This is a genomic window from Bradyrhizobium sp. SZCCHNS3052 (assembly GCF_032484495.1).
GTDB lineage: Bacteria > Pseudomonadota > Alphaproteobacteria > Rhizobiales > Xanthobacteraceae > Bradyrhizobium.
This window is the reverse complement of record NZ_JAUETB010000007.1, coordinates 1-19,435: the sequence shown is the minus strand read 5'-3', so window position 1 is coordinate 19,435 and position 19,435 is coordinate 1. Positions and strand designations below refer to the sequence as shown.

Sequence of the window (19,435 nt, the reverse complement as noted above, 5' to 3'; positions counted from 1 at the left end):
GATTCACAGGAAGCCGATCGAGATCCATGGCAGGAACACGATCAAGAGCAGCGCAACGACGAGTGCGGCGAGATGCGGCCAGACGTGGCGGATGACCTCGTCCGGCGAGGCGCGGCCGATGGCGCAAGCGAGATAGAAGCCGACGCCGAAAGGCGGCGTGAACAGGCCGAGACCCATCGCGAACACCGCGATGATGGCGTAGTGCACCTCGTGCACGCCCATCATGCGCGCGATCGGGAACAGCAGCGGCCCGAACAGCACCACCGCCGGCACGCCCTCGAGCACGCTGCCGAGCACGACGAAGGCGAGCGCCGAAATCAGCAGGAAGCCCCAGCGGCCGCCGGGCGCGGCCACCATGAGGTCGACGAGCTGCTGCGAGAAGCCGGACTGGGTCAGCGCCCAGGCCATGCCGGTCGCAGCCCCCACCACCAGCAGGATAGCGCCGGACAGCGAGGCCGTATCGACCAGGATGGGATACACCCGCTTCCAGTCGAACTGGCGATAGACGAAGATGCCGACCAGCACGGTGTAGATGACGCCGATCGTCGCGACCTCGGTCGCGGTGGCGACGCCCTCGACGACAGCCGAGCGGATCACGATCGGCAGACCGAGACCGGGAATAGAGATCGCAAACAGCCGCAGCCGCGTCTTGGCATCGAAACGCTGCGCGCCGCTCATGTCCTCCTTGCGCGTCTGCAGGAAGACGACGACGGAGAGTGCGATCAGGCCGACCACCGCCGGCAGCAGCCCGCCGGTGAACAGCGCCGCGATCGACACGCCCGTCACCGATCCGACCGTGATCAGCACGATCGAGGGCGGGATCGTTTCCGACATAACGGCCGAGGCCGACAGTAGCGACACCAGGTCACCTTCCGAGCTGCCGCGCTGCTTCATCTCGGGAAACAGCGCCGGCGCAACCGCGGCCATGTCGGCCGCCTTGGCGCCGGAGATGCCGGAGACCAGGTACATCGCGCCGAGCAGCACATATTGCAGGCCGCCGCGCAGATGGCCGATGAGCGAAACCAGGAACAGGATCATCGCCCGCGCCAGCCCGGCGATCTCGATCAGCGCACCCAGCAGCACGAACATCGGCACCGCCAGCAGCACCATGTGCGACATGCCCTCGCTGACCCGGCCAGGAACGATCAGGACCGGCACGGTCGTGCTGAAATGCAGATAGGCCACGGTGGCGAGCAGGAAGGTGAAGGCGATCGGCGTGCCGATCACCATGGCGCTGGCGACGAGCACAAAGAAGAAGATGAACAGATTGTAGTTGCCGAGATCCTCCAGCACAGGTGCGGCCGCATAGAGCGCCCCTGCACCGGCGAGCACCAGGGCCAGAGCGCCGACGATCTGCATGAGGCTCGCCTGCTGGATCAGCCGGTCGACCGCGGTGAGCAGCATCAGCAGCACGCCGACCAGCATCGCGGCCTCGCGATAGCCTTCGCTGATCTCGAGCACGGGCATCTGGCTGATCAGGTGGCTTTCGAGGTGGTGCCAGGACGGCATCACCAGCGCGACCAGCACGGTGCAGACCAGCATCAGGCCGAGCGCGTCGGTGCGCGCCCGCCACGCCGGCGACAGATTGCGGACGAAGGCGGTGAGCCGCATGTGCTCGGCGCGTCGCAATGCGACGACGGCGCCGAGCATCGCCAGCCACACGAACAGCACGGTGGCGAGTTCGTCGGACCAGATCAGCGGAGCATTGAACACGTAGCGCGCGGCCGTGGCCGCACCGAGCAGGACCAATTCGGCGACCACGATCGCGGCGGCCAGCGCCTCGACGGCGCGGCCTAGCAGATGATCGAAACGCGCAAAGGCACCATGCGACGGCACCGAGGTCGTCGCGGTCATGTCAACGGCCATTCCACCCTCCCCGCAAGATCCTGCTGATGTCCGCGCATGCGGACATGCATCAGGGATGCAACGGCAGCTCGCTCAGAGCTGGCCGACCGATTTCTCCAGCAGGCCCCACGCCTCGGCGCCGAACTTGGTCTTCCACTCGGTGTAGAAGCCGGCGGTGCGCAGCGCGTCGCGGAACGGCTTGGTGTCGACCTTGTTGAAGGTCACGCCGGCGGACTGCATGTCCGCCTGCGCCTTCTCGTTGAAGCTCTGGATGTCCTGGCGCTCCTTGACGGCGGCCTCCGACAGCGCCGCGGTGATGGCGTCACGGACGTCGGCAGGCATGACATTCCAGCGCGCTGCATTGGCGAAGATGTAGTGGCCGTCCCAGATATGGCCTGATAGCGCGATGTACTTCTGCACCTCGTAGAGCTTGGCGCTCTGGATCAGCGCCAGCGGATTCTCCTGGCCGTCGACGATGCGGGTCTGCAGGGCCGCATAGAGCTCGCCGAAATTGATCGGCGTCGGAGCCGCGCCGAGCGTCTTGAACAGCGTCACCCACAACGGATTGCCGGGCACGCGGATCTTGAAGCCCTTGAGATCGTCGGGCGAGGCGATCGGCTTGGCGCCGGAGGTGATGTTGCGATAGCCATTGTCGAGGCATTTCGGGAGCACGTGCAGGCCGACCTTGGCGAACTCGCCGCGCACATGGTTGCCGAGATCGCCGTCCATCGCCGACCACACCTGGTCGTAACTCTCGAACGCGAACGCCACCGCATTGATCCCGCCGATCGGCACCACCGTCTGGTTCACACCTGACGTCGACATGAAGTCGAGCGCGCCGCTGCGCACCTGCGAGAACATGTCGGGCTCGCTGCCGAGCTGGCTGTTCGGATAGACCTGCAGGTCGACTAGGCCATTGGTCTGCTTCTTGATGAGCTCGGACGCCTCGATGATGCGGACGACGCCGGGATGGGTGGCGGGAAACGCCGTGCCGTAACGCAGGCGATACTTCGCGGATTGGGCGTGGGCCGGTCCAAACGCCAGGGCTGAGGCCCCCGCGAGCGCGGTGCCGACGAAGCTTCGACGGGACATGGATGTGGCTGAAGACATTGGCAAACCTCCCCTGCCGGCCCGCTGTGGGGCCTTTTGTATGTCATTCCTGTAACCGAAGCCTATAAGGGATACCAAAATAGGTTTCAATAGATAACTTGTATCCAAGTTGTGAGGTTGCTATACAACGCCGGCTCGCGATCGAGATGAGCACTGAAGGGGATGGAGGGACGCGTGAAGAGCCTCGTGGTGGAGCGGCCCGGCCGCCTGTCGATCGAAACGCGCCCTGTCCCTGAGCCCGCCGCGGGCGAGCTCCGCATCAAGGTCGAGCGGGCCGGCATCTGCGGCTCCGACATCCATATCCTGCACGGCAGCAACCCGTTCGCGCGCTATCCGCGCGTGATCGGCCACGAATTCTTTGGCCGCATCGACAAGCTCGGCGACGGCGTCGACGCCAAGCTTGGCGCCCGCGCGGTGGTCGACCCCGTCGTCGCCTGCGGCCATTGCTATCCCTGCTCGGTCGGCCGCCCCAATGTCTGCGCTGAACTCGCCGTGCTCGGCGTCCACCGCGACGGCGGCTTTTCGGAATATGCCTGCGTACCGGCCGCAAACGCGCATCTGCTGCCGGGCAGCGTCGACGACGACAAGGCGCCGCTGGTCGAGCCGTTCTCGATCGCCGCCAACATCACCGATCATACGCGCGTGTTCGCTTCCGACGTCGCGCTGGTCTATGGCGCCGGGCCGATCGGGCTGACCGTGATCCAGGTGCTCAAGCACGTCTACGGCGTGAAGCAGCTGATCGTCACCGACCGCATCGATTCGCGGCTCGAAGCCGCCCAGCGCAACGGCGCCGACCGCGTCATCAACACGGCAAACACCGCCCTGCCCGCAGCGCTCGCGGATGCCGGCGTGAGGCCAACACTGATCATCGATGCCGCGTGCCATCCCGCCATTCTCGCCGAAGCGATCGAGATCGCCTCGCCCGCCGCACGCATCGGCCTGCTCGGCTTTTCGGCGGAGCCCTCGACCATCGTGCAGCAGAAGGTCACGGCCAAGGAGCTCGCCATCCACGCTAGCAGGCTCAACAGCGGCAAGTTCGCCAAGGTGATCGACTGGTTCGCGCGCGGCATCTTGCAGCCGGAGCGCCTGATCACCCATCGCTACGGGCTCGACGCCTACGCCACTGCGTTCGACACATTCGAGCATAACCAGACCGAATGCTGCAAAGTGCAGCTGATCTTTTAAGGTCCCGATATGGACCGCCTCAGCCCCGCCACGCTCCACCGCCTGCCTGCCGGCATCCTCAAGCCGGACTACGATCGCACGGCGGTCGCGACCGGCATCGTCCATCTCGGCCTCGGCGCCTTCCATCGCGGCCACCAGGCGGTCTACACGGATGCGCTGCTCAAGGACGATCCGCGCTGGGGCATCCTCGGCGTCTCCCTGCGCTCGCCCGACACGCGCGACGCGCTCGCGCCGCAAGGCGGGCTCTACAGCGTGACCGCGAGCGACGGCGCCGGCCAGCAGCGGCGCGTCATCGGCGCGCTCACCGGCCTTGCGGTCGCGCCGGAGGATCCGGCCGGCCTGCTCGCACGCCTCGCCGATCCCACCGTGCGCATCGTTTCCACCACGGTGACTGAGAAGGGCTACAACCACGATCCGGCGACCGGCACGCTGCGCGCCGATGATCCCGACATCCGTCACGACAGCGGTCACCTGACGCATCCTCGCAGCACGCTCGGATTCATCGTCGGCGGCCTGCGGCTGCGGCGGCAGCAGGGCCTGCCGCCCTACACGGTGCAGGCCTGCGACAATCTTCCGGCCAATGGCCATACCCTGCGCGGCCTCGTCATCGCCTTCGCCGAGCTGGTTGACCGCGACCTCGCCCGCTGGATCGCCGACGAGGTCCGCTTCCCCTCGACCATGGTCGATCGCATCGTGCCGGCCACCACCGACGCCGACCGCGCTGATGTCAGCACCGCGCTCGGCCTCGACGATGCATGGCCCGTCGTCACCGAGCCGTTCAGCCAATGGGTCATCGAGGATGATTTCGGCGGCGATCGCCCGGCGTGGGACATCAGCGGCGCGCAGTTCGTCCGCGACGTCGCGCCGTTCGAGCTGATGAAGCTGCGGCTGCTCAACGGCGCGCACTCGACGATCGCCTATCTCGGCTATCTCATGGGTTGCGAGACGGTGGCCGCGGCCATGGCCGAGCCCGACCTCGCCGGCCTCGTCGAGGACATGATGTGCGACGAGGTCACGCCGACTCTGCCCGCGCTCGGCGGCTTCGACGTGACAGCCTATCGCGCCGCACTGCTGCAACGCTTCCGCAATCCGGCGCTGAAGCATCTGACAGCGCAGATCGCGATGGACGGCTCGCAGAAGCTGCCGCAGCGCCTGCTCGGCACCATCAGCGACCGGCTCGCCCGCGGCCAGCCGATCACCCGCCTCGCGCTCGCCGTCGCCGGGTGGATGCGCTACGTCAGCGGCACCGACGAACACCGCCAGCCGATCGCGCTGCGCGACCCGCTGGCGGACAGACTGCGGGCCCTGGCGGATGACGCCGGCCCGGTTGCGGGCCGGCTTGCGCCTGCATTGTTGTCGGTCACATCGGTGTTCGGCACCGAGCTGCCGAACAATCCTCGCTTCACGGGCGCCGTTGAGGCAGCACTCGACAGCCTCTTCCTGAACGGAACCCGTGCGACTGTCGCGCAGACCCTGCAGAACCCAGGCGGACGTCACACCGGTCCTGATTGGGCGAACGCGACGTCAGCACCGACTACACATTCGGCAGCAGCTTGCCCGGGTTCATCAGACCATGCGGATCGAGCGCGCGCTTGAGCTGACGCATCAGCTCGAGCTCGAGCGCTGGCTTGCACAGCGGCATCTCCGCGGTGCGGAGCTGGCCGATGCCATGCTCGGCGCTGATCGAGCCGCGGCGACGGGTGATCTCGTCATGGACGAGGCGAGTGATCCGCGGACCGTGCCCGTCAAACTCGTCCTCGCTGATGTCGAGCGGCCGCATCAGATTGTAGTGCAGATTGCCGTCGCCGAGATGGCCGAACACCATGGGACGGATGCCGGGCAGCGCGGCGTCGACCGCCGCATCCATGACACCGACGAAATCGGCGATCTCGGCCACGGGCACCGCGACGTCGTGCTTCAGCGCCTTGCCTTCCCGCACCAGCGCCTCGGACACGCTCTCGCGTACGCGCCAGAACGCCTTGGCCTGGATGCCGTCCTGGGCCACGACGGCGTCGGAGGCAAGTCCTTCCGCCATCGCCTGAGCCAGCGCGGTTTCGAGACGCGCCGTCAGCGCAGGCTCGTCGCTGATGTCGCTGAGCTCGATCAGCACCGCTGCGTCGGGCAGCGCCGTGAACGGCAGCCGCGCATCCGGGATCTGGCGCAGGATCATGTCGAGCGTCGCCGAGGTCAGGAATTCGAATGCAGTGAGACGATCGCCGCAATGAGCGCGCGACAACTGAAGAAGCTTCAGCGCGGCAGCCGCATCGGGGACTGCGACGAACGCCGTCGCGCGCGCCGTCGGCTGCGGGAACAGCTTGAGCACGGCACCGGTGATGATGCCGATCGTGCCTTCCGAGCCGATGAAGAGATCGCGCAGCGCATAGCCGGTGTTGTCCTTGCGCAAGGCGCGCAGGCCGTCCCAGATGCGGCCATCCGGCAGCACCACTTCGAGCCCGAGAGTCAGCTCGCGCATCACGCCATACCTTAACACGGCGACGCCGCCGGCGTTGGCCGCGAGATTGCCGCCGACGGTGCAGCTCCCCTCGGACCCGAGGCTGAGTGGAAACAGCAGGCCGGCCGCGCCGGCGGCCTCCTGCACCTTCGCCAGCACGACGCCGGCATCGACCACCATGGTCTGGCCGATGGGATCGAGCGCGCGGACGCGGTTCATCCGCGCCAGCGACAGCACGATCGCTCCGCCGCTCGCATCGGGTGTCGCGCCGCCGGACAGGCTCGTGTGGCCGCCCTGCGGCACCACGGCGACGCGGGCCTCGGCGCAGGCCGCCATGACCGCGGCGACCTCTGCCGTCGACGCAGGACGCACGACGGCGATGGCAGCGCCACGATACTTGCCCAGCCAGTCGCGCAGATACGGCGCCTGATCTTCGGCTGCGACGAGAACATGCGCTGCGCCGACGGCGCTCTGCAGCCTTTCGATCAGCACCGTCATGACGCGCGATCCAACCCTTTGATGACCTGAGATGGCGATGCGCACAAACTAACAGCTCCGCCGATCGCGGCCCCAATACCAAGTTGTCCGCCATCCATAATCGATTGTTATGGGTGAGGATCAGGCCGGTGCCAGCGCCATCGGCGGGTCGATATGCGGAACGGCATCGACCAGCTCGCGCGTGTAGTCGGTCTGCGGATTGGCGAACAGCGCCCGGCTCTCGCCCTGCTCGATGATGAGGCCTGTGCGCAGCACGATGGTGCGGTCGCACATCATGCGCACGACATTGAGATCGTGGCTGACGAACAGAAAGGCGAGGTTATCCTCGCGCCGAAGCCTGTTCAGGAGCTGCAGCACCACGGCCTGAACAGAGACGTCGAGCGCCGCGGTCGGCTCGTCCAGCACCAGCAGCCGCGGCTTGCAGGCAATGGCGCGGGCAATGCCGACGCGCGCCTTCTGCCCGCCAGAGAGCTGATGCGGAAAGCGCGACAGCAGCTCGCGCGGCAGGCCGACACGCTCGGCGCATTCCTCGACCCGCCGGCGCAGTCTGTCGCCTGAGCGCATGTTCATCAGTCGCAGCAGCGGATGGGCGATGCAGTCGAACGCCGTGTAGCGCGGATTGAGGCTGTCGTTCGGATCCTGGAAGACGATCTGGATGTCCTTGCGCAGCTCGGAACGGTGGAAGTCGCGCGCCGGGATCTGGCCGATCGACTGGCCGTCGAACAGGATCTCGCCGGCGCTGGCATCGATCAGCCGGCAGATCATGCGCGACGTCGTGCTCTTGCCGGAACCACTCTCGCCGACCAGGCCGACGCTCTCGCCGCCGCGCATGGTCATCGAGAAGTCCGCGACGCCCACGGTGCCGTCGTCGAAACGCTTGCTGACAGTCCTGACGTCGAGCAGCAGCGGCGCGCCGTGCGGCGGAGGCGGCAGCTCCGTCACCGCGACCAACGGAATGCGCTCGCCGTCCGGCACCAGATCCTCAATGCGCGAGGTCGCCGTCGGCGACGCCGCGACCAGCCGTTTGGTGTAGGGGTGCTGCGGCCGATGGAACAGCGTGAGCGGCTCGGCCTCCTCGACCAGCCTGCCCTGCTCCATCACCACGACGCGCGCGCAGTAGCGCGCGGCCAGCCCGAGATCATGCGTGATCAGGATCGTCGCCATGCCGCGGTCGGCGGCGATATGAGCGAGCAGGTCCATCACCACCTTCTGCGTGGTGACGTCGAGGCCGGTGGTCGGCTCGTCCGCGATCAGCAGCTGCGGGCTGCAGGAGATCGCGATCGCGATCATCACCCGCTGGCACATGCCGCCGGAGAGCTCATGCGGATAGGCGCTCATGCGCCGCTCGGGATCGCGGATCTGCACGGCCTTCAAGAGTTGCAGCGCCTCGGCCTGCGCCTCCTGCCGCGACAGCCGTCTATGCGCGAGGATCGCATCCGCAATCTGCTGGCCGACGGTACGGATAGGATTGAGGGCCGCGCGCGGGTTCTGGAAGATCATCGCCATCGCAGCACCATGCAGGCTGCGCAGATCGGCGCCGCCGGCGCGGGTGATGTCCTGGCCCTTGAAGCGGATCCGGCCGCCGGTGATGCGGCCGGCCTTGTCGAGCAGATGGGTGATGGCAAAGCCGGTCACCGACTTGCCGGAGCCGCTCTCGCCGACGAGGCCAAGCATCTCACCCGGTGCCAGCAACAGAGACACGCCGCGCACGGCCTCGACGATACCACGACGGGTGGAGAAGGAGACCTTGAGGTTCTCGACCTCGAGCTGCGGTGCGCTCACGTTCTCATCCTCGGATGCGCCACGCTGATCATCTTCAATTCGCCCGTCATGTGCGCATCCGGGGATCGAGGATATCGCGCAGGCCGTCGCCGAGCAGATTGAAGCACAGCACCGCGCTCATCAGCGCAAGTCCGGGAAACGCCACCAGCCACCAGCGCCCCGTGGAGATGAAGCGGGCGCCCTCGGCGACCATGATGCCCCATTCCGGCGTCGGCGGCTTGACGCCGAGGCCGATGAAGGAGAGGCCCGCGGCATTGAGGATCGCCCAGCCGAGATTGAGCGACATCTGCACCGCCATCGCCGGCAGCACGTTCGGCAACAGGAAGCGCAGCACGACAGCGACATGGCTCTCGCCGCAGGCGCGCGCGGCCTCGACCCAGCCGAGATTGCGGCGGATGTTCACCTCGGCGCGGGCGAAGCGGATGTAGAACGGCAGGTTGATGATCGCGGTCGCGATCACGATGTTCTCGACGCGGTTGCCGAGCGCGGCGACCATCGCCATCGCCAGCACGAACAGCGGGAACGCCATCAGCACGTCGACGAAGCGGCCGACCGCCTTGTCGAGCCGGCCGCCGGCATAGCCGCAGAGTGCACCGATCACCGAGCCGAGCGCGAAGGACACAGCAACCGCCGTCACCGCGATCGTGAGGTCGAGCCGGCTCGCGACGATCAGGCGGCTGAGCACATCGCGACCGAGCTGGTCGGTGCCGAACCAGTGCGCCGCGCTCGGCGGCTGCAGCGCCTGCGGTACGTCGGAGACGACCGGATCATAGGGCGCGAGCCACGGCGCAAAGATCGCGATCAGCGCCAGCAGCAGCGCACCGCCAGCCGCGACAGCGGTGACCGGATTGCCGCGCAGCACGAAGGCAGTGTGGCGCAGGGTCGACGAGGCCTCGATCGTGCTCATGCTCACGCCACCGTCGCCCTGGGATCGGCGATGCCATAGAGTACATCGACCAGCAGATTGACGATCACGAAGATCGTCGCCATCAGCAGCACGAAGCCCTGCACCGGCGCGTAGTCGGAGACCAGCAGCGCATCGAGCGCGTAGGAGGCGACGCCGGGCCAGGAGAACACCTTCTCCACCAGCACATTGGCGCCGAGCATGGTCGAGAACACGATCCCGGCGATGGTGATGACCGGCAGGATCGCGTTCCTCAGCGCATAGGTCACGACGATGCGCCACCACGACAGCCCGACCGAGCGCGCCGTGCGCACGAAGTCGCTGCCGAGCGACACCAGCATCGAGGCGCGGGTGATGCGCGCCAGCGGCGCGATCACGAACAGCGCCATGGTCAGTGCCGGCAGCATCAGCTGCCGGGCCGCCGCCCACCAGCCCTCGACATCGCCGGCGAGCAGGAAGTCGATGATCAGGAAGCCGGTCCGCGACGGCGGCAGTGTGGCGAAGATATCGATGCGGCCCGTGGGGTCCGGCGCCAGGCCGAGCAGATAATAGAACACGTAGATCAGCAGCAGACCGGAGACGAAGGTCGGAACGCAGACGCCGAGCGAGCAGAACAGCCGCACGCCGTGATCGACCAGCGAGCCCGGCCGCAGCGCAGCCAGCACGCCGAGCGGCACCGCCGACACCAGCGCGATCAGCAGCGCCGTCAGGGTCAATTCGAGCGAGGCCGGCAGCCGCTCCTTGAGATCCTTGGCGACCGCCTGCCCGGTCATCATCGAGCGGCCGAGATTGCCGCGGCCGACGTCGTAGAGATAGATCGCGAGCTGGTTCGGCAGCGGCTTGTCGAGCCCGAGCTGCCGGCGGATGACCTCGATCTCCTCCTGGCCGGCATTGGGGCCGGAGGCAAAGAACACGGCCGGATCCCCCGGCAGCACGCGCATCAGCAGGAAGGTGAAGACCAGGACCCCGAACAGCGCCGGCAGCGACGAGACGAAGCGTCGTCCCGCCCGAGCCAAGGTTGCGCCGATCGTGCCCATGGTTATCAGCCGTCCCCGTTACTTGCGACTCAGGTTACGATAATCGACCTGCCGCGTGAACTGGTAGACGTAGCCGTCCACCGTCGGCTGCATCACCGCGTCCTGCGCCGCCTGCCAGATCGGGATCTGGAACATCTGGTCGAAATGGATGGCGTTGAGCGCCTTGCCCTGCTCCTCATATTTCGCCTTGTCGGCCTCAAAGCGCGCCTCCTGCGCGATCTTCTCCAGCTCGGCATTGTCAGTCGAGGAATAATTCCAGCGCTGCTTGCCCGTGTAGAAGTTGCGATAGAAATAGTCGGTCGAGGGCAGCCAGGCGACGATGCCTTCGGTGAAGAACGGCAGCTTCTTCTCGTTGATCGCGGTCGACATCTGCGCATCCGGCAGCTTCTGGATGTCCACCTTGATGCCGATCTTGGCGAGCGATTCCTTGACCAGCGCGGCCATCGGCTCGGCGGTCGCCGCCTGGCCGACATTGAAGCTGAAGGTGGTGGAGAAGCCGTCCGCCATGCCGGCGTCCTTCAGATAGGCCCTCGCCTTCTCCAGATCGAGCTTGATCGGCTGCGGGATCGGATAGCCGCCGCTCGGCGGCTTGCCTTCGGCCCACGTCGCGCCGTAGAGCGGCGCGCCGCGGCCGAACAAGGCCGCCTTGAACATGTCGTCATAGGGCAGCGCGTAAGCGATGGCGCGGCGCACATTGACGTTGTCGAACGGCGGGATGGCGTTGTTCATCGAGATGAAGGTCACCGCGTTGTATTGCGGCGTCGAGATCACCTTCAGCTTGCCCTTGCCTTCGAGCGACTGCACGTCGCTCGCCTGCAGGTCGATGACGAGGTCGGCGTCGCCGCGCTCCACGAGGTTGGCGCGCGTCGCCGGTTCAGGCACCGACTGGATGATCAGGCGCTTGAACGCCGCCGGCTTGTCCGGCGTGCCGCGATTCCAGGCCTCGTTGCGCTTGGCGATCACCTGCTCGCCGGGCTTGAAGGTCTCGACGATGTAGGCGCCGCTGCCGGCCGCGTTCTCCTTGGTCCAGTTCAGCGCCCATGGGTCTTCGGCCGTCGCATGCGCCTTGGCGAGCTTGGAGTTGATGATGATCGGATAGACGGTCGCGAGATTCGGCAGCGCCAGCTTGTCCGGCTTCGGCAAGGTCACTTCGAACGTCAGGGGATCAATGACCTTGAACTGATCGGCCGACGTCAGCGAGCCCGTCAGCAGTTGCGCCTTGCCGAGGATTGGCGCGGTGACGCAGCGGTCGAGCGACCATTTGACGTCCTCGGCCGTCACCGGCGAGCCGTCCTGGAACTTGGCGTCGGGGCGCAGCTTGAAGGTGATCTTCAAACCGTCAGAGCTGACCTGATAGGATTCAGCGAGCTCGCCGGTGATCGTGTCGAGATCGAACACCCACTTACCATTGAGCTGCTTGCGACCGAACGACACCAGCCGGTCGTAGGTCGACATCGACAGCGCGAAGGCCTCGCGCGTCGAGCCCGGAATGTTCGGATCGAGCGTGTTGACGGTGGCACCGGTGACATAGCGCAGAGTCTCGGCGCGGCTCTGCGCATGCGCCGATGGCGCAGCCAGCATCACCGCGAGCAAGGCGGTCACAGCGAACAACGAACGTTTGGACATCTCGAAACTCATCGCCCTTGTTCCCTCATTGGTCTCAAAATCCGGGACTGAAATACCCTGCCAGCGGTCACCGGCGACGCAAGCACATCAGATGGAAGCGCATCAGATGGGAGCGCATCAGATGGGAGTTCAGCAGCAAATCACGTGCCACGGCGCACCTCGGCCTGCTTCACATCGTAGGCCTGGAAGTTGGCCCAATGCTTGTCGATGTCGGCCTTGAACAGCCCGCGCGTCAGCCCATGCACGAGCTTCGGCACCGCCGTGGTCATTGCATTGATGGAAGATCCCGACGCGCCGAAGCTCATCGTCGAGGCAATGGCAAACACATGGACGTCGCGGATCCACGGCGTCCGGCCAGCCACACGCTCGCACAGCGCATAGTCGTCGGCGAGATAGGGAAAGGCGCCAAGCCGGTCGTTGCGCTCGCCGGCATCGGGCGTGTAGCGATCGCACCAACGCGCGATGTTGGCGGCAAAGCGCTGCAGCTCCGGACGCTTTGCGAAGTCCATCGAGATGCCCGTCGCGCTGACCACGAAATCGACTGTGACTTCGCCTTGCGGTGTCCGCAGCACGACTCCCTCTGACGTTTCGCACGCGATCAGCACAGGCGCGCCCTCATGCAGGTGGAACGCAGCATGACGGGCGCAGCGATCATAGGTGTGCTGCGGAAAGCCCTCGCGCAACTCGAGGACCGCACGCATGAAACGCCAGCGCCAGACGTCGTCGAGTTCGGAGAAATGCCGCAGGAAACCACGGAACGTCAGCCAGCGATAGGGTTGGATCAGTTGGATTTCCGTGCGGCGGCATAGCAGATCGACGCTGTTCGCACCGGCTTCGAGCGCAGCCGCCGCATTGTCGAACGCCGAGGCACCGGCCCCGATCACGGCGACGCGGCGGCCGCGCAAGCTGTCGAAATCGATCTCGGCGCCGGAATGGGCGCAGCGCGTTGCGGGCAAATGGCGCAGCGGCTCCGGAATGCTCCAATCGCCCATCCCCTCCTGCCCGGTCGCCAGCACGATCTTGCGGGCATAGATCGTCGTCTCACCATCCTTGCTGCGCACTGTCGCCTGCAGCAGTCCGTCAGTGGCCGGTGCGATATCGACGACTTCGCAGCCGTTGCGCACGGGAAGGTCGAGCACCTCGCGATACCAGGCGAGATAATCTGCCCAATATTCGCGCGGAATCAGATCAAGATTGCGCCAGCTCTCGCCGCCAAACTTCGCCTCGTGCCACGCCTGATAGGTCAGACAGGGGATGTCGAGATCGGGTCCGGTGAAGTCCTTCGGGCTGCGCAGGGTCGGCATGCGCGCATAGCTGAGCCACGGTCCTTCGCGGCCTGCCTCGGCTTTGTCGAGCACGAGAATGTTGCTGACGCGCGAGCGCAGCAGCGCGAAGGCGGTGGCAAGACCCGACTGGCCGCCGCCGACGATCAGCACATCGCGCGCAGGCCGGCCATCGGGACCGACGACGGGCGTCAGCCATGGCATGCTGGGATGGGCGATCCTGGCAAGATCGCCACGGACCAGGGCCGTCAGCGCGGCGAGGCCATCGCTCATGCCGGGAACCGGAATTGACACGCGCAATCGCGATCGAAACGCTCGCTGTCGCTCACGCTCTCTCCATCAGTCATGTCACCCGGCACGCGAAGCTTAGCAAAGCAGGTCCGGCACCGACCATACCGATTTGTCCGCCGCCCATAACAGCTTGTTATGGGGCGGCAGCGGCGGCTAGAGTCGACAGCCATCCACAGCGGGACAAGAGGTCGCATGCCGCTCAATCTGCGCCAGATCGAGGTGTTCCGCGCGATTATGATGACAGGCTCGATCAGCGGCGCTGTGCGGCTGCTCTCGGTGTCGCAGCCCGCGATCAGCCGGCTGCTGGCCTATACCGAGGATGGCCTCAAGCTCAAGCTGTTCGAGCGCATCAGCGGCCGGGTGCAGCCGACGCCGGAGGCCAAGCGGTTGTTCGCCGAGGTCGAGCACGTCCATCGCGGCGTCGCGCGCATCAACGACCTCGCCGACGAGCTGCGCGCCGGCGGCACGGGCACCATCCGCGTGGTGGCGAGCCCGAGCGCGGCCCACAGCATGGTGCCGGAGGCGCTGGCGCGGCTGCGCGGCCGCTTTCCAGATCTGCGCGTCGAGTTCGAATCGTTGACCCTGCTGGAGATCGTCAGCCGCGTCGGCACAGCCCGCGCCGATCTCGGCATCACTGTGCTGCCGGTCGACGAGCCGACAGTCGCGGTCGAGACGATCGCGGAGGGCGCGCTGCACGTGATCATGCCGGCCGACCATGCCCTGACGAGGCTGCGCAGCATCAGGCCGAAGGACATGCTGCCCTATCCGCTGGTCGGCTTCGGCCCGCAGACGCCTTATGGTCACATCGTCACGTCGGCCCTGGCCGGCGGCCCGGAGCCGACCACGATCGTGCGCTACACGCCCGACGCCTGCGCCATGGCCCGCGCCGGCGCGGGCCTTGCCGTGGTCGACCAATTCGTGCTGCGCGGCCGCGCCTGGCCCGACCTCGCGGCACGGCCACTCGCACCGAAGATTCCGATGCGCGCGTATCTCCTGACGCCTCGCTTCGAGCCGCTGTCTCGCAACGCGGCCGCGCTTGCGGACATTTTGCGCGGGCGCGATCGGAAGTCCGGCACGGCCAGGCGTTGAGCTACGCCGCGAGCCAGCCGCCATCCACCGGCAGCACGATGCCGGTCGTGAACGACGCCTCGTCGCTGGCCAGGAACAGCGCGGCGGCGGCGACCTCGTCGGCCGCGCCAAAGCGCTTCATCGCGTGGCGCTGGCGCGAGGCCTCGCGCACCGGCTCCGGATCGACGTGGCGCGCAAAGCTCCGGCGCAGCAGCGGCGTGTCGATCGCGCCCGGCGCCAGCGCATTGACGCGGATGCCGTCGGTGGCGAAGTCGACCGCCATGGTGCGGGTCAGGCTGATGATCGCGCCCTTGGCGGCGATATAGGCGCTGTTGCCCTTGCCGCCGGCGACCGCAAGCTGCGATGCCACGGTGATGATCGACCCGACCTTCTGCTTCTGCATGATCGGCACCGCGACCTTGGCCCACAGCCAGGTGCCGCCGACATTGGCGCGGAACACCGCGTCCCAATCCATGGGATCGGTCGTGACCACGGTGCCGCCGCAGGAGAAGCCGGCAGCGGTCATCAGCACATCCAGCCGGCCGCGCGCGGCTGCCACGCTCTCGACCGTCGCGTTTGCAAAATCCGCATCACCGACATCGCCGACATACACGCGGCCCTGGCCGCCGGCCTTGGCCAGGAGCAACAGGGTTTCCTCCGCGCCTGCCGCGTCGCGGTCGACGAGCGCAACATAAGCGCCCTCGCGCGCGAACATGACGGCGCTGGCGCGGCCGATGCCGGAGCCGCCGCCGGTGATGACCGCGACCTTCGCCTTGAGCCTCATCTCAGTCTCTCCCGTACTGATCGAACCAGCGGCCGAAATGCTCGGCCGATGCCGCGCAGTCGAAGCGCGCGCGCCAGCCGAACTCCTCGGCCAGTCGCATCGTCGACAGCCGGCCGCGGTTCGGCGCAAACACCGGCACCGTCGGCGCCTCGCCCTGCTCCGCAAGCCGGCAGACGAAGCCGGGGCGGCCTTGCGCGAAGGCGCGGCCCCAGGCCTCGGCCGTAAACGTGGCTGCGCAGGAGATGTTGTAGAGAGTGTGCTGCGGCCTCTCGGCTTCCAGCAACCGGCAGACGGCGTCGGCGACGTCGACCGCATAGACCCAGTCTTTGTCGCCCGGCTCGTTCAGCAGCGCCGGCGCATTGCGCGCGCAACAGGCCGCGATCAGCGCCTGCGGCGATGGCGTGTCGCGCACGCCGCCGCCGCGCTCGAACGGGCCGAACACCGCCGACAGGCGCACGCTGATCACGTCGGTTTGCCAAAGGTCCGACAGCCGCGCCGCGACGCGCTCAGAGGCGAACTTGCTGATCGCATAGAGCGACACCGGCTCGCACGGCGTGCTCTCCTCCAGCACGGCAAAGCGCTGACTGCTGGCGCCGTAGGACGCCGCCGAGGACAGGTTGATGACGCGGCGGATGCCGCTGCGCCGCGCCGCCTGCAGGATCGGCACCTGCGCCAGCAGATTGACCGCGAGGATGCGCTCGGGGTCGGATGCGTCACGCTCCGGACCGGCGGTGATCGCGGCGCCCATGACAACGGCATCGCAGCCGCCGGCGATCGCGGCCGCAACAGCGCTCGCATCGGTGACGTCGCCCTGCACGAGGTGCAGACGCTCGCGATACGGCGCAAAGGCGCGCTCCGCCGCGTTCGGCAGAGCCGCCGCGTCAAAGATCGTCGCGGCATGGCCGCGCTCGAGCAGCCCTTGCGCGATGTTGAGCCCGACGAAGCCGGCGCCGCCGAAGATCAGGACATGCATCAAGGAGGTCCTCGCCTGGACAGCGACCGACGAAGGGCATTCGGCTCTCGCCCCACGTCATGGCCTGGCGCCGTCCCGGCCATCCACGTCCGGCGGCATCCCGGGAAGCACGTGGATGCCCGGCTCGAGCCCGGGCATGACGGCGGAGAGCGGAGCGACCGCGTCAACATGATCAGCTACTCCAACAGCTCTTCGCGTCTAGAGCAGCTTCGCCCCAAAATTCTGCTCCGGGTCCATATCCGCGACCAGGCGCCCCGTCGGCTTCGCAGCCTCGCCGCCGCTGCGGGCGAGGAACTGGCCGGAGCCGGGCGCGGCCGACAGTCTGCCGTTGTCAATGATGACGCGGCCGCGCGACAGCACGGTCACCGGCCAGCCTTGCACGCTGCGCCCCGCAAACGGCGTGTAGCCGGCAAGGTCGTGCATGGCGGCACCGCTGATCGTGACGTGCTTGTCCGGATCCCACAGCGCGATGTCGGCATCGGCGCCGATCGCGATCGCGCCCTTCCTCGGATGCAGATTGTAGATCTTGGCCGGCGCCGTCGCCGTGAGCTCGACGAATTTGTTGAGGCCGAGCCGGCCCTTCGACACCATCGCATCGAACAGCAGCGGCAGCCGCAACTCCAGGCCCGGCAGGCCGTTGGCGATCTGCTTGAAGTTGGGGGTGGGGCCGGCGCGCAGCTTGCCGGTCTCGTCGAAGCGATACGGCGCGTGATCGGAGGAGATCGTCTGCAAATCGCCGAGCGACAGCGCCTGCCACAGCGCCTCCTGGTCGGGCGCGCGGCGCGGCGGCGGGCTGCACATCCACTTCGCGCCCTCGATGCCGGGCTTGTCGAGATCCTCGGCCGTCATGAACAGGTATTGCGGACAGGTCTCCGCGAACACCTTCAGCCCCTGCCCGCGCGCATCCCGGATCACTTTCGCACCTTCCGCGGTCGAGACGTGGAAGATCATGATCGGCTGATCGACGAGGGCGGCCATGCCGATCAGGCGGTTGAACGCCTCGGCCTCGGAGAAGCGCGCGTGGCTGATGGCGTGGTATTTCGGCGCGGTGTAGCCGCGCGACAGCAGCCGCTTCACCATCCAGGAGATGATGCCATGGTTCTCGGCGTGCGCGCACAGCATGGCGCCGCCCTCGCGCGCGGCGACGAGAATGTCGAGCAGCGGCTCGTCGTCGATCTTGAGCCGGTCGTAGGTCATGAAGATCTTGATCGAGCCGTGGCCCTGGCGGATCAGCGCCGGCAGGTCGCGCTCCAGCGTCTCCCTGGTCGGATCGGCGACGATCATGTGGAACGCGTAGTCGATCACGGCCCCCTTGCGCGCCAGCGCGTGATAGTCCTCGACCACCTGCGGCAACTGCATGCCGACATGCTGGGCCGCGAAGGAGATCACGGACGTGGTGCCACCGAAGGCGGCCGACGTGGTGGCGCTCTCGAACGTGTCGGCATTGACGATCCCTGCCGCCGAGAGCTGCTCGATATGGCAATGGCTGTCGACCCCGCCGGGCAGCACATATTTGCCGCGCGCGTCGATCTCGCGCTTCGCCGTTCCGAGCCCGCGGCCGATCGCCGCGATGGTCTCGCCTGTGATGGCGACATCGGCCTCGAACGTATCGGTGGTGGTGGCGACGCGCCCGCCTCGGATGATCAGGTCATAGGCCGGCTCGGTCATCGCGATCTCCTAGTTCTGCCAGATGGAACGCCGTGGACGCGAGGTGACCGCATCGGCCCCATTGCGTCAGCCGTGGCATAGTGGTTGCCTGTCACGCGCCGTCAACACTGAAGAAGCAGGTAGCTCCCATGTCCCGCCCGCGCATCACCGTGATCAATCCGAACTCCAACCAGGTGGTCACCGACGGCTTGGCGGCGGCGCTGCAGCCGCTGATGTTCGCCGACGGGCCGGAGATCGTCTGCGAGACCTTGAAGGAAGGTCCATACGGCATCGAGAGCCAGAAGGATGCCGACAGCGTCACCCTGCCGCTGCGGCGTTTCGTCGAGGGCGACAACGCATCCAGCGCGTTCGTGATCGCCTGCTACAGCGACCCTGGCCTGCATGTCTGCCGCGAGGCCACGGCACGTCCGGTGCTCGGCATCGCCGAATGCGGCGTGCTCACCGCGCTGACCCGCGCCGATACGTTCGGCGTGCTCGCCATCGCGCAGCGCTCGATCCGCCGCCACATCCGCTATCTCCGCCAGATGGGCTTGATGGATCGGTTGGCCGCGGAACGCCCGCTGGACATGACCGTGGCGGAAACGGCGTCAGGTGAAGGCACCTTGGCGAAGATGATTGCTGTCGGCCGCGCGTTGAAGGAGGAGGACGGCGCCGGTGCCATCGTCATGGGCTGCGCCGGCATGGCACGGCATCGCAAGAACCTGGAGGACGCGCTGGGAATTCCGGTGATCGATCCGACCCAGGCCGCAGTGACCATGGCGCTCGGCGCGGTGGCGTTTGCGGGGTGAGTGGTTCGCACATCCGTCGTTTGCCCCTGCACGGACCTGCCCGGCCGGCCATCTCACACTCCGCTGTCGTCCCGGCCTTGAGCCGGCAACTGTTATGTTGATGGAGTGATCGCATAAGGTTTTCGGTCGCGCATCATGGCA

15 protein-coding genes are annotated in these 19,435 nt (G+C 67.0%); 4 read left to right on the top strand and 11 right to left on the bottom strand.

What is annotated here, in order from left to right; genetic code table 11:
* Positions 1-3 precede the first annotated feature (3 nt).
* Positions 4-1,866, bottom strand: a complete 1,863-nt coding sequence (locus QX073_RS21415) for a TRAP transporter large permease subunit (protein WP_315750325.1) — start codon at positions 1,864-1,866, stop codon at positions 4-6.
* 72 nt (positions 1,867-1,938) lie between these two features.
* Positions 1,939-2,955 (bottom strand): TRAP transporter substrate-binding protein, encoded by a 1,017-nt coding sequence (locus tag QX073_RS21410; RefSeq protein ID WP_316171564.1) that lies wholly within the window; start codon positions 2,953-2,955, stop codon positions 1,939-1,941.
* Between the two features lie 174 nt (positions 2,956-3,129).
* Here QX073_RS21410 and QX073_RS21405 point away from each other — a divergent pair, with 174 nt between their 5' ends.
* Positions 3,130-4,140: a Zn-dependent oxidoreductase gene (locus tag QX073_RS21405; RefSeq protein WP_316171563.1), complete on the top strand. Its 1,011-nt coding sequence runs from the start codon at positions 3,130-3,132 to the stop codon at positions 4,138-4,140.
* Between the two features lie 9 nt (positions 4,141-4,149).
* Entirely contained in the window at positions 4,150-5,736 is a 1,587-nt protein-coding gene (locus QX073_RS21400; protein ID WP_316226323.1) for a mannitol dehydrogenase family protein, read from the top strand.
* On the opposite strand, the gene QX073_RS21395 is transcribed toward QX073_RS21400, so the two are convergent.
* From QX073_RS21395 to QX073_RS21370, 6 genes are all read right to left on the bottom strand, one after another.
* Positions 5,675-7,090, bottom strand: a complete 1,416-nt coding sequence (locus QX073_RS21395) for an FAD-binding oxidoreductase (protein WP_316192172.1) — start codon at positions 7,088-7,090, stop codon at positions 5,675-5,677. The two genes, QX073_RS21400 and QX073_RS21395, sit on opposite strands and share 62 nt — an antisense overlap.
* 120 nt (positions 7,091-7,210) lie before the next feature.
* Positions 7,211-8,872, bottom strand: coding sequence for an ABC transporter ATP-binding protein (locus QX073_RS21390; protein WP_316226322.1), 1,662 nt, complete (start codon positions 8,870-8,872; stop codon positions 7,211-7,213).
* Between the two features lie 46 nt (positions 8,873-8,918).
* Positions 8,919-9,779 carry an ABC transporter permease gene (locus tag QX073_RS21385; protein ID WP_316226321.1) on the bottom strand — a complete coding sequence of 287 codons (861 nt, stop codon included), beginning with the start codon at positions 9,777-9,779 and terminating at the stop codon, positions 8,919-8,921.
* Between the two features lie 2 nt (positions 9,780-9,781).
* Positions 9,782-10,813: an ABC transporter permease gene (locus QX073_RS21380; RefSeq protein WP_315718176.1), complete on the bottom strand. Its 1,032-nt coding sequence runs from the start codon at positions 10,811-10,813 to the stop codon at positions 9,782-9,784.
* Positions 10,814-10,831: 18 nt separating this feature from the next.
* Positions 10,832-12,451: an ABC transporter substrate-binding protein gene (locus QX073_RS21375; RefSeq protein WP_316226320.1), complete on the bottom strand. Its 1,620-nt coding sequence runs from the start codon at positions 12,449-12,451 to the stop codon at positions 10,832-10,834.
* A 128-nt stretch (positions 12,452-12,579) separates the two neighbouring features.
* The gene (locus tag QX073_RS21370; protein WP_316226319.1) at positions 12,580-13,995 is read right to left on the bottom strand and encodes an NAD(P)/FAD-dependent oxidoreductase; all 1,416 of its coding nucleotides are present in this window, start codon (positions 13,993-13,995) and stop codon (positions 12,580-12,582) included.
* 210 nt (positions 13,996-14,205) lie between these two features.
* Between QX073_RS21370 and QX073_RS21365 the strand changes: the two genes are divergently transcribed.
* A complete protein-coding gene (locus QX073_RS21365; RefSeq protein ID WP_316226318.1) occupies positions 14,206-15,102 on the top strand; it encodes a LysR substrate-binding domain-containing protein in 897 nt (298 codons plus the stop codon).
* 1 nt (position 15,103) lies between these two features.
* Here the strand turns inward: QX073_RS21365 and QX073_RS21360 are convergent, their stop codons facing one another.
* The 3 genes from QX073_RS21360 to hydA all read right to left on the bottom strand — a co-directional run bounded on the left by QX073_RS21360 (position 15,104) and on the right by hydA (position 18,506).
* Positions 15,104-15,865: an SDR family oxidoreductase gene (locus QX073_RS21360; RefSeq protein ID WP_316226317.1), complete on the bottom strand. Its 762-nt coding sequence runs from the start codon at positions 15,863-15,865 to the stop codon at positions 15,104-15,106.
* Between the two features lies 1 nt (position 15,866).
* The gene (locus QX073_RS21355) at positions 15,867-16,838 is read right to left on the bottom strand and encodes an NAD(P)-dependent oxidoreductase (protein WP_316226316.1); all 972 of its coding nucleotides are present in this window, start codon (positions 16,836-16,838) and stop codon (positions 15,867-15,869) included.
* 198 nt (positions 16,839-17,036) lie between these two features.
* Positions 17,037-18,506: a dihydropyrimidinase gene (gene hydA, locus QX073_RS21350; protein WP_316194358.1), complete on the bottom strand. Its 1,470-nt coding sequence runs from the start codon at positions 18,504-18,506 to the stop codon at positions 17,037-17,039.
* Between the two features lie 128 nt (positions 18,507-18,634).
* Here hydA and QX073_RS21345 point away from each other — a divergent pair, with 128 nt between their 5' ends.
* On the top strand, positions 18,635-19,294 hold the full coding sequence (locus QX073_RS21345) for an aspartate/glutamate racemase family protein (RefSeq protein WP_315718169.1): 660 nt from the start codon (positions 18,635-18,637) through the stop codon (positions 19,292-19,294).
* Positions 19,295-19,435: the final 141 nt, after the last annotated feature.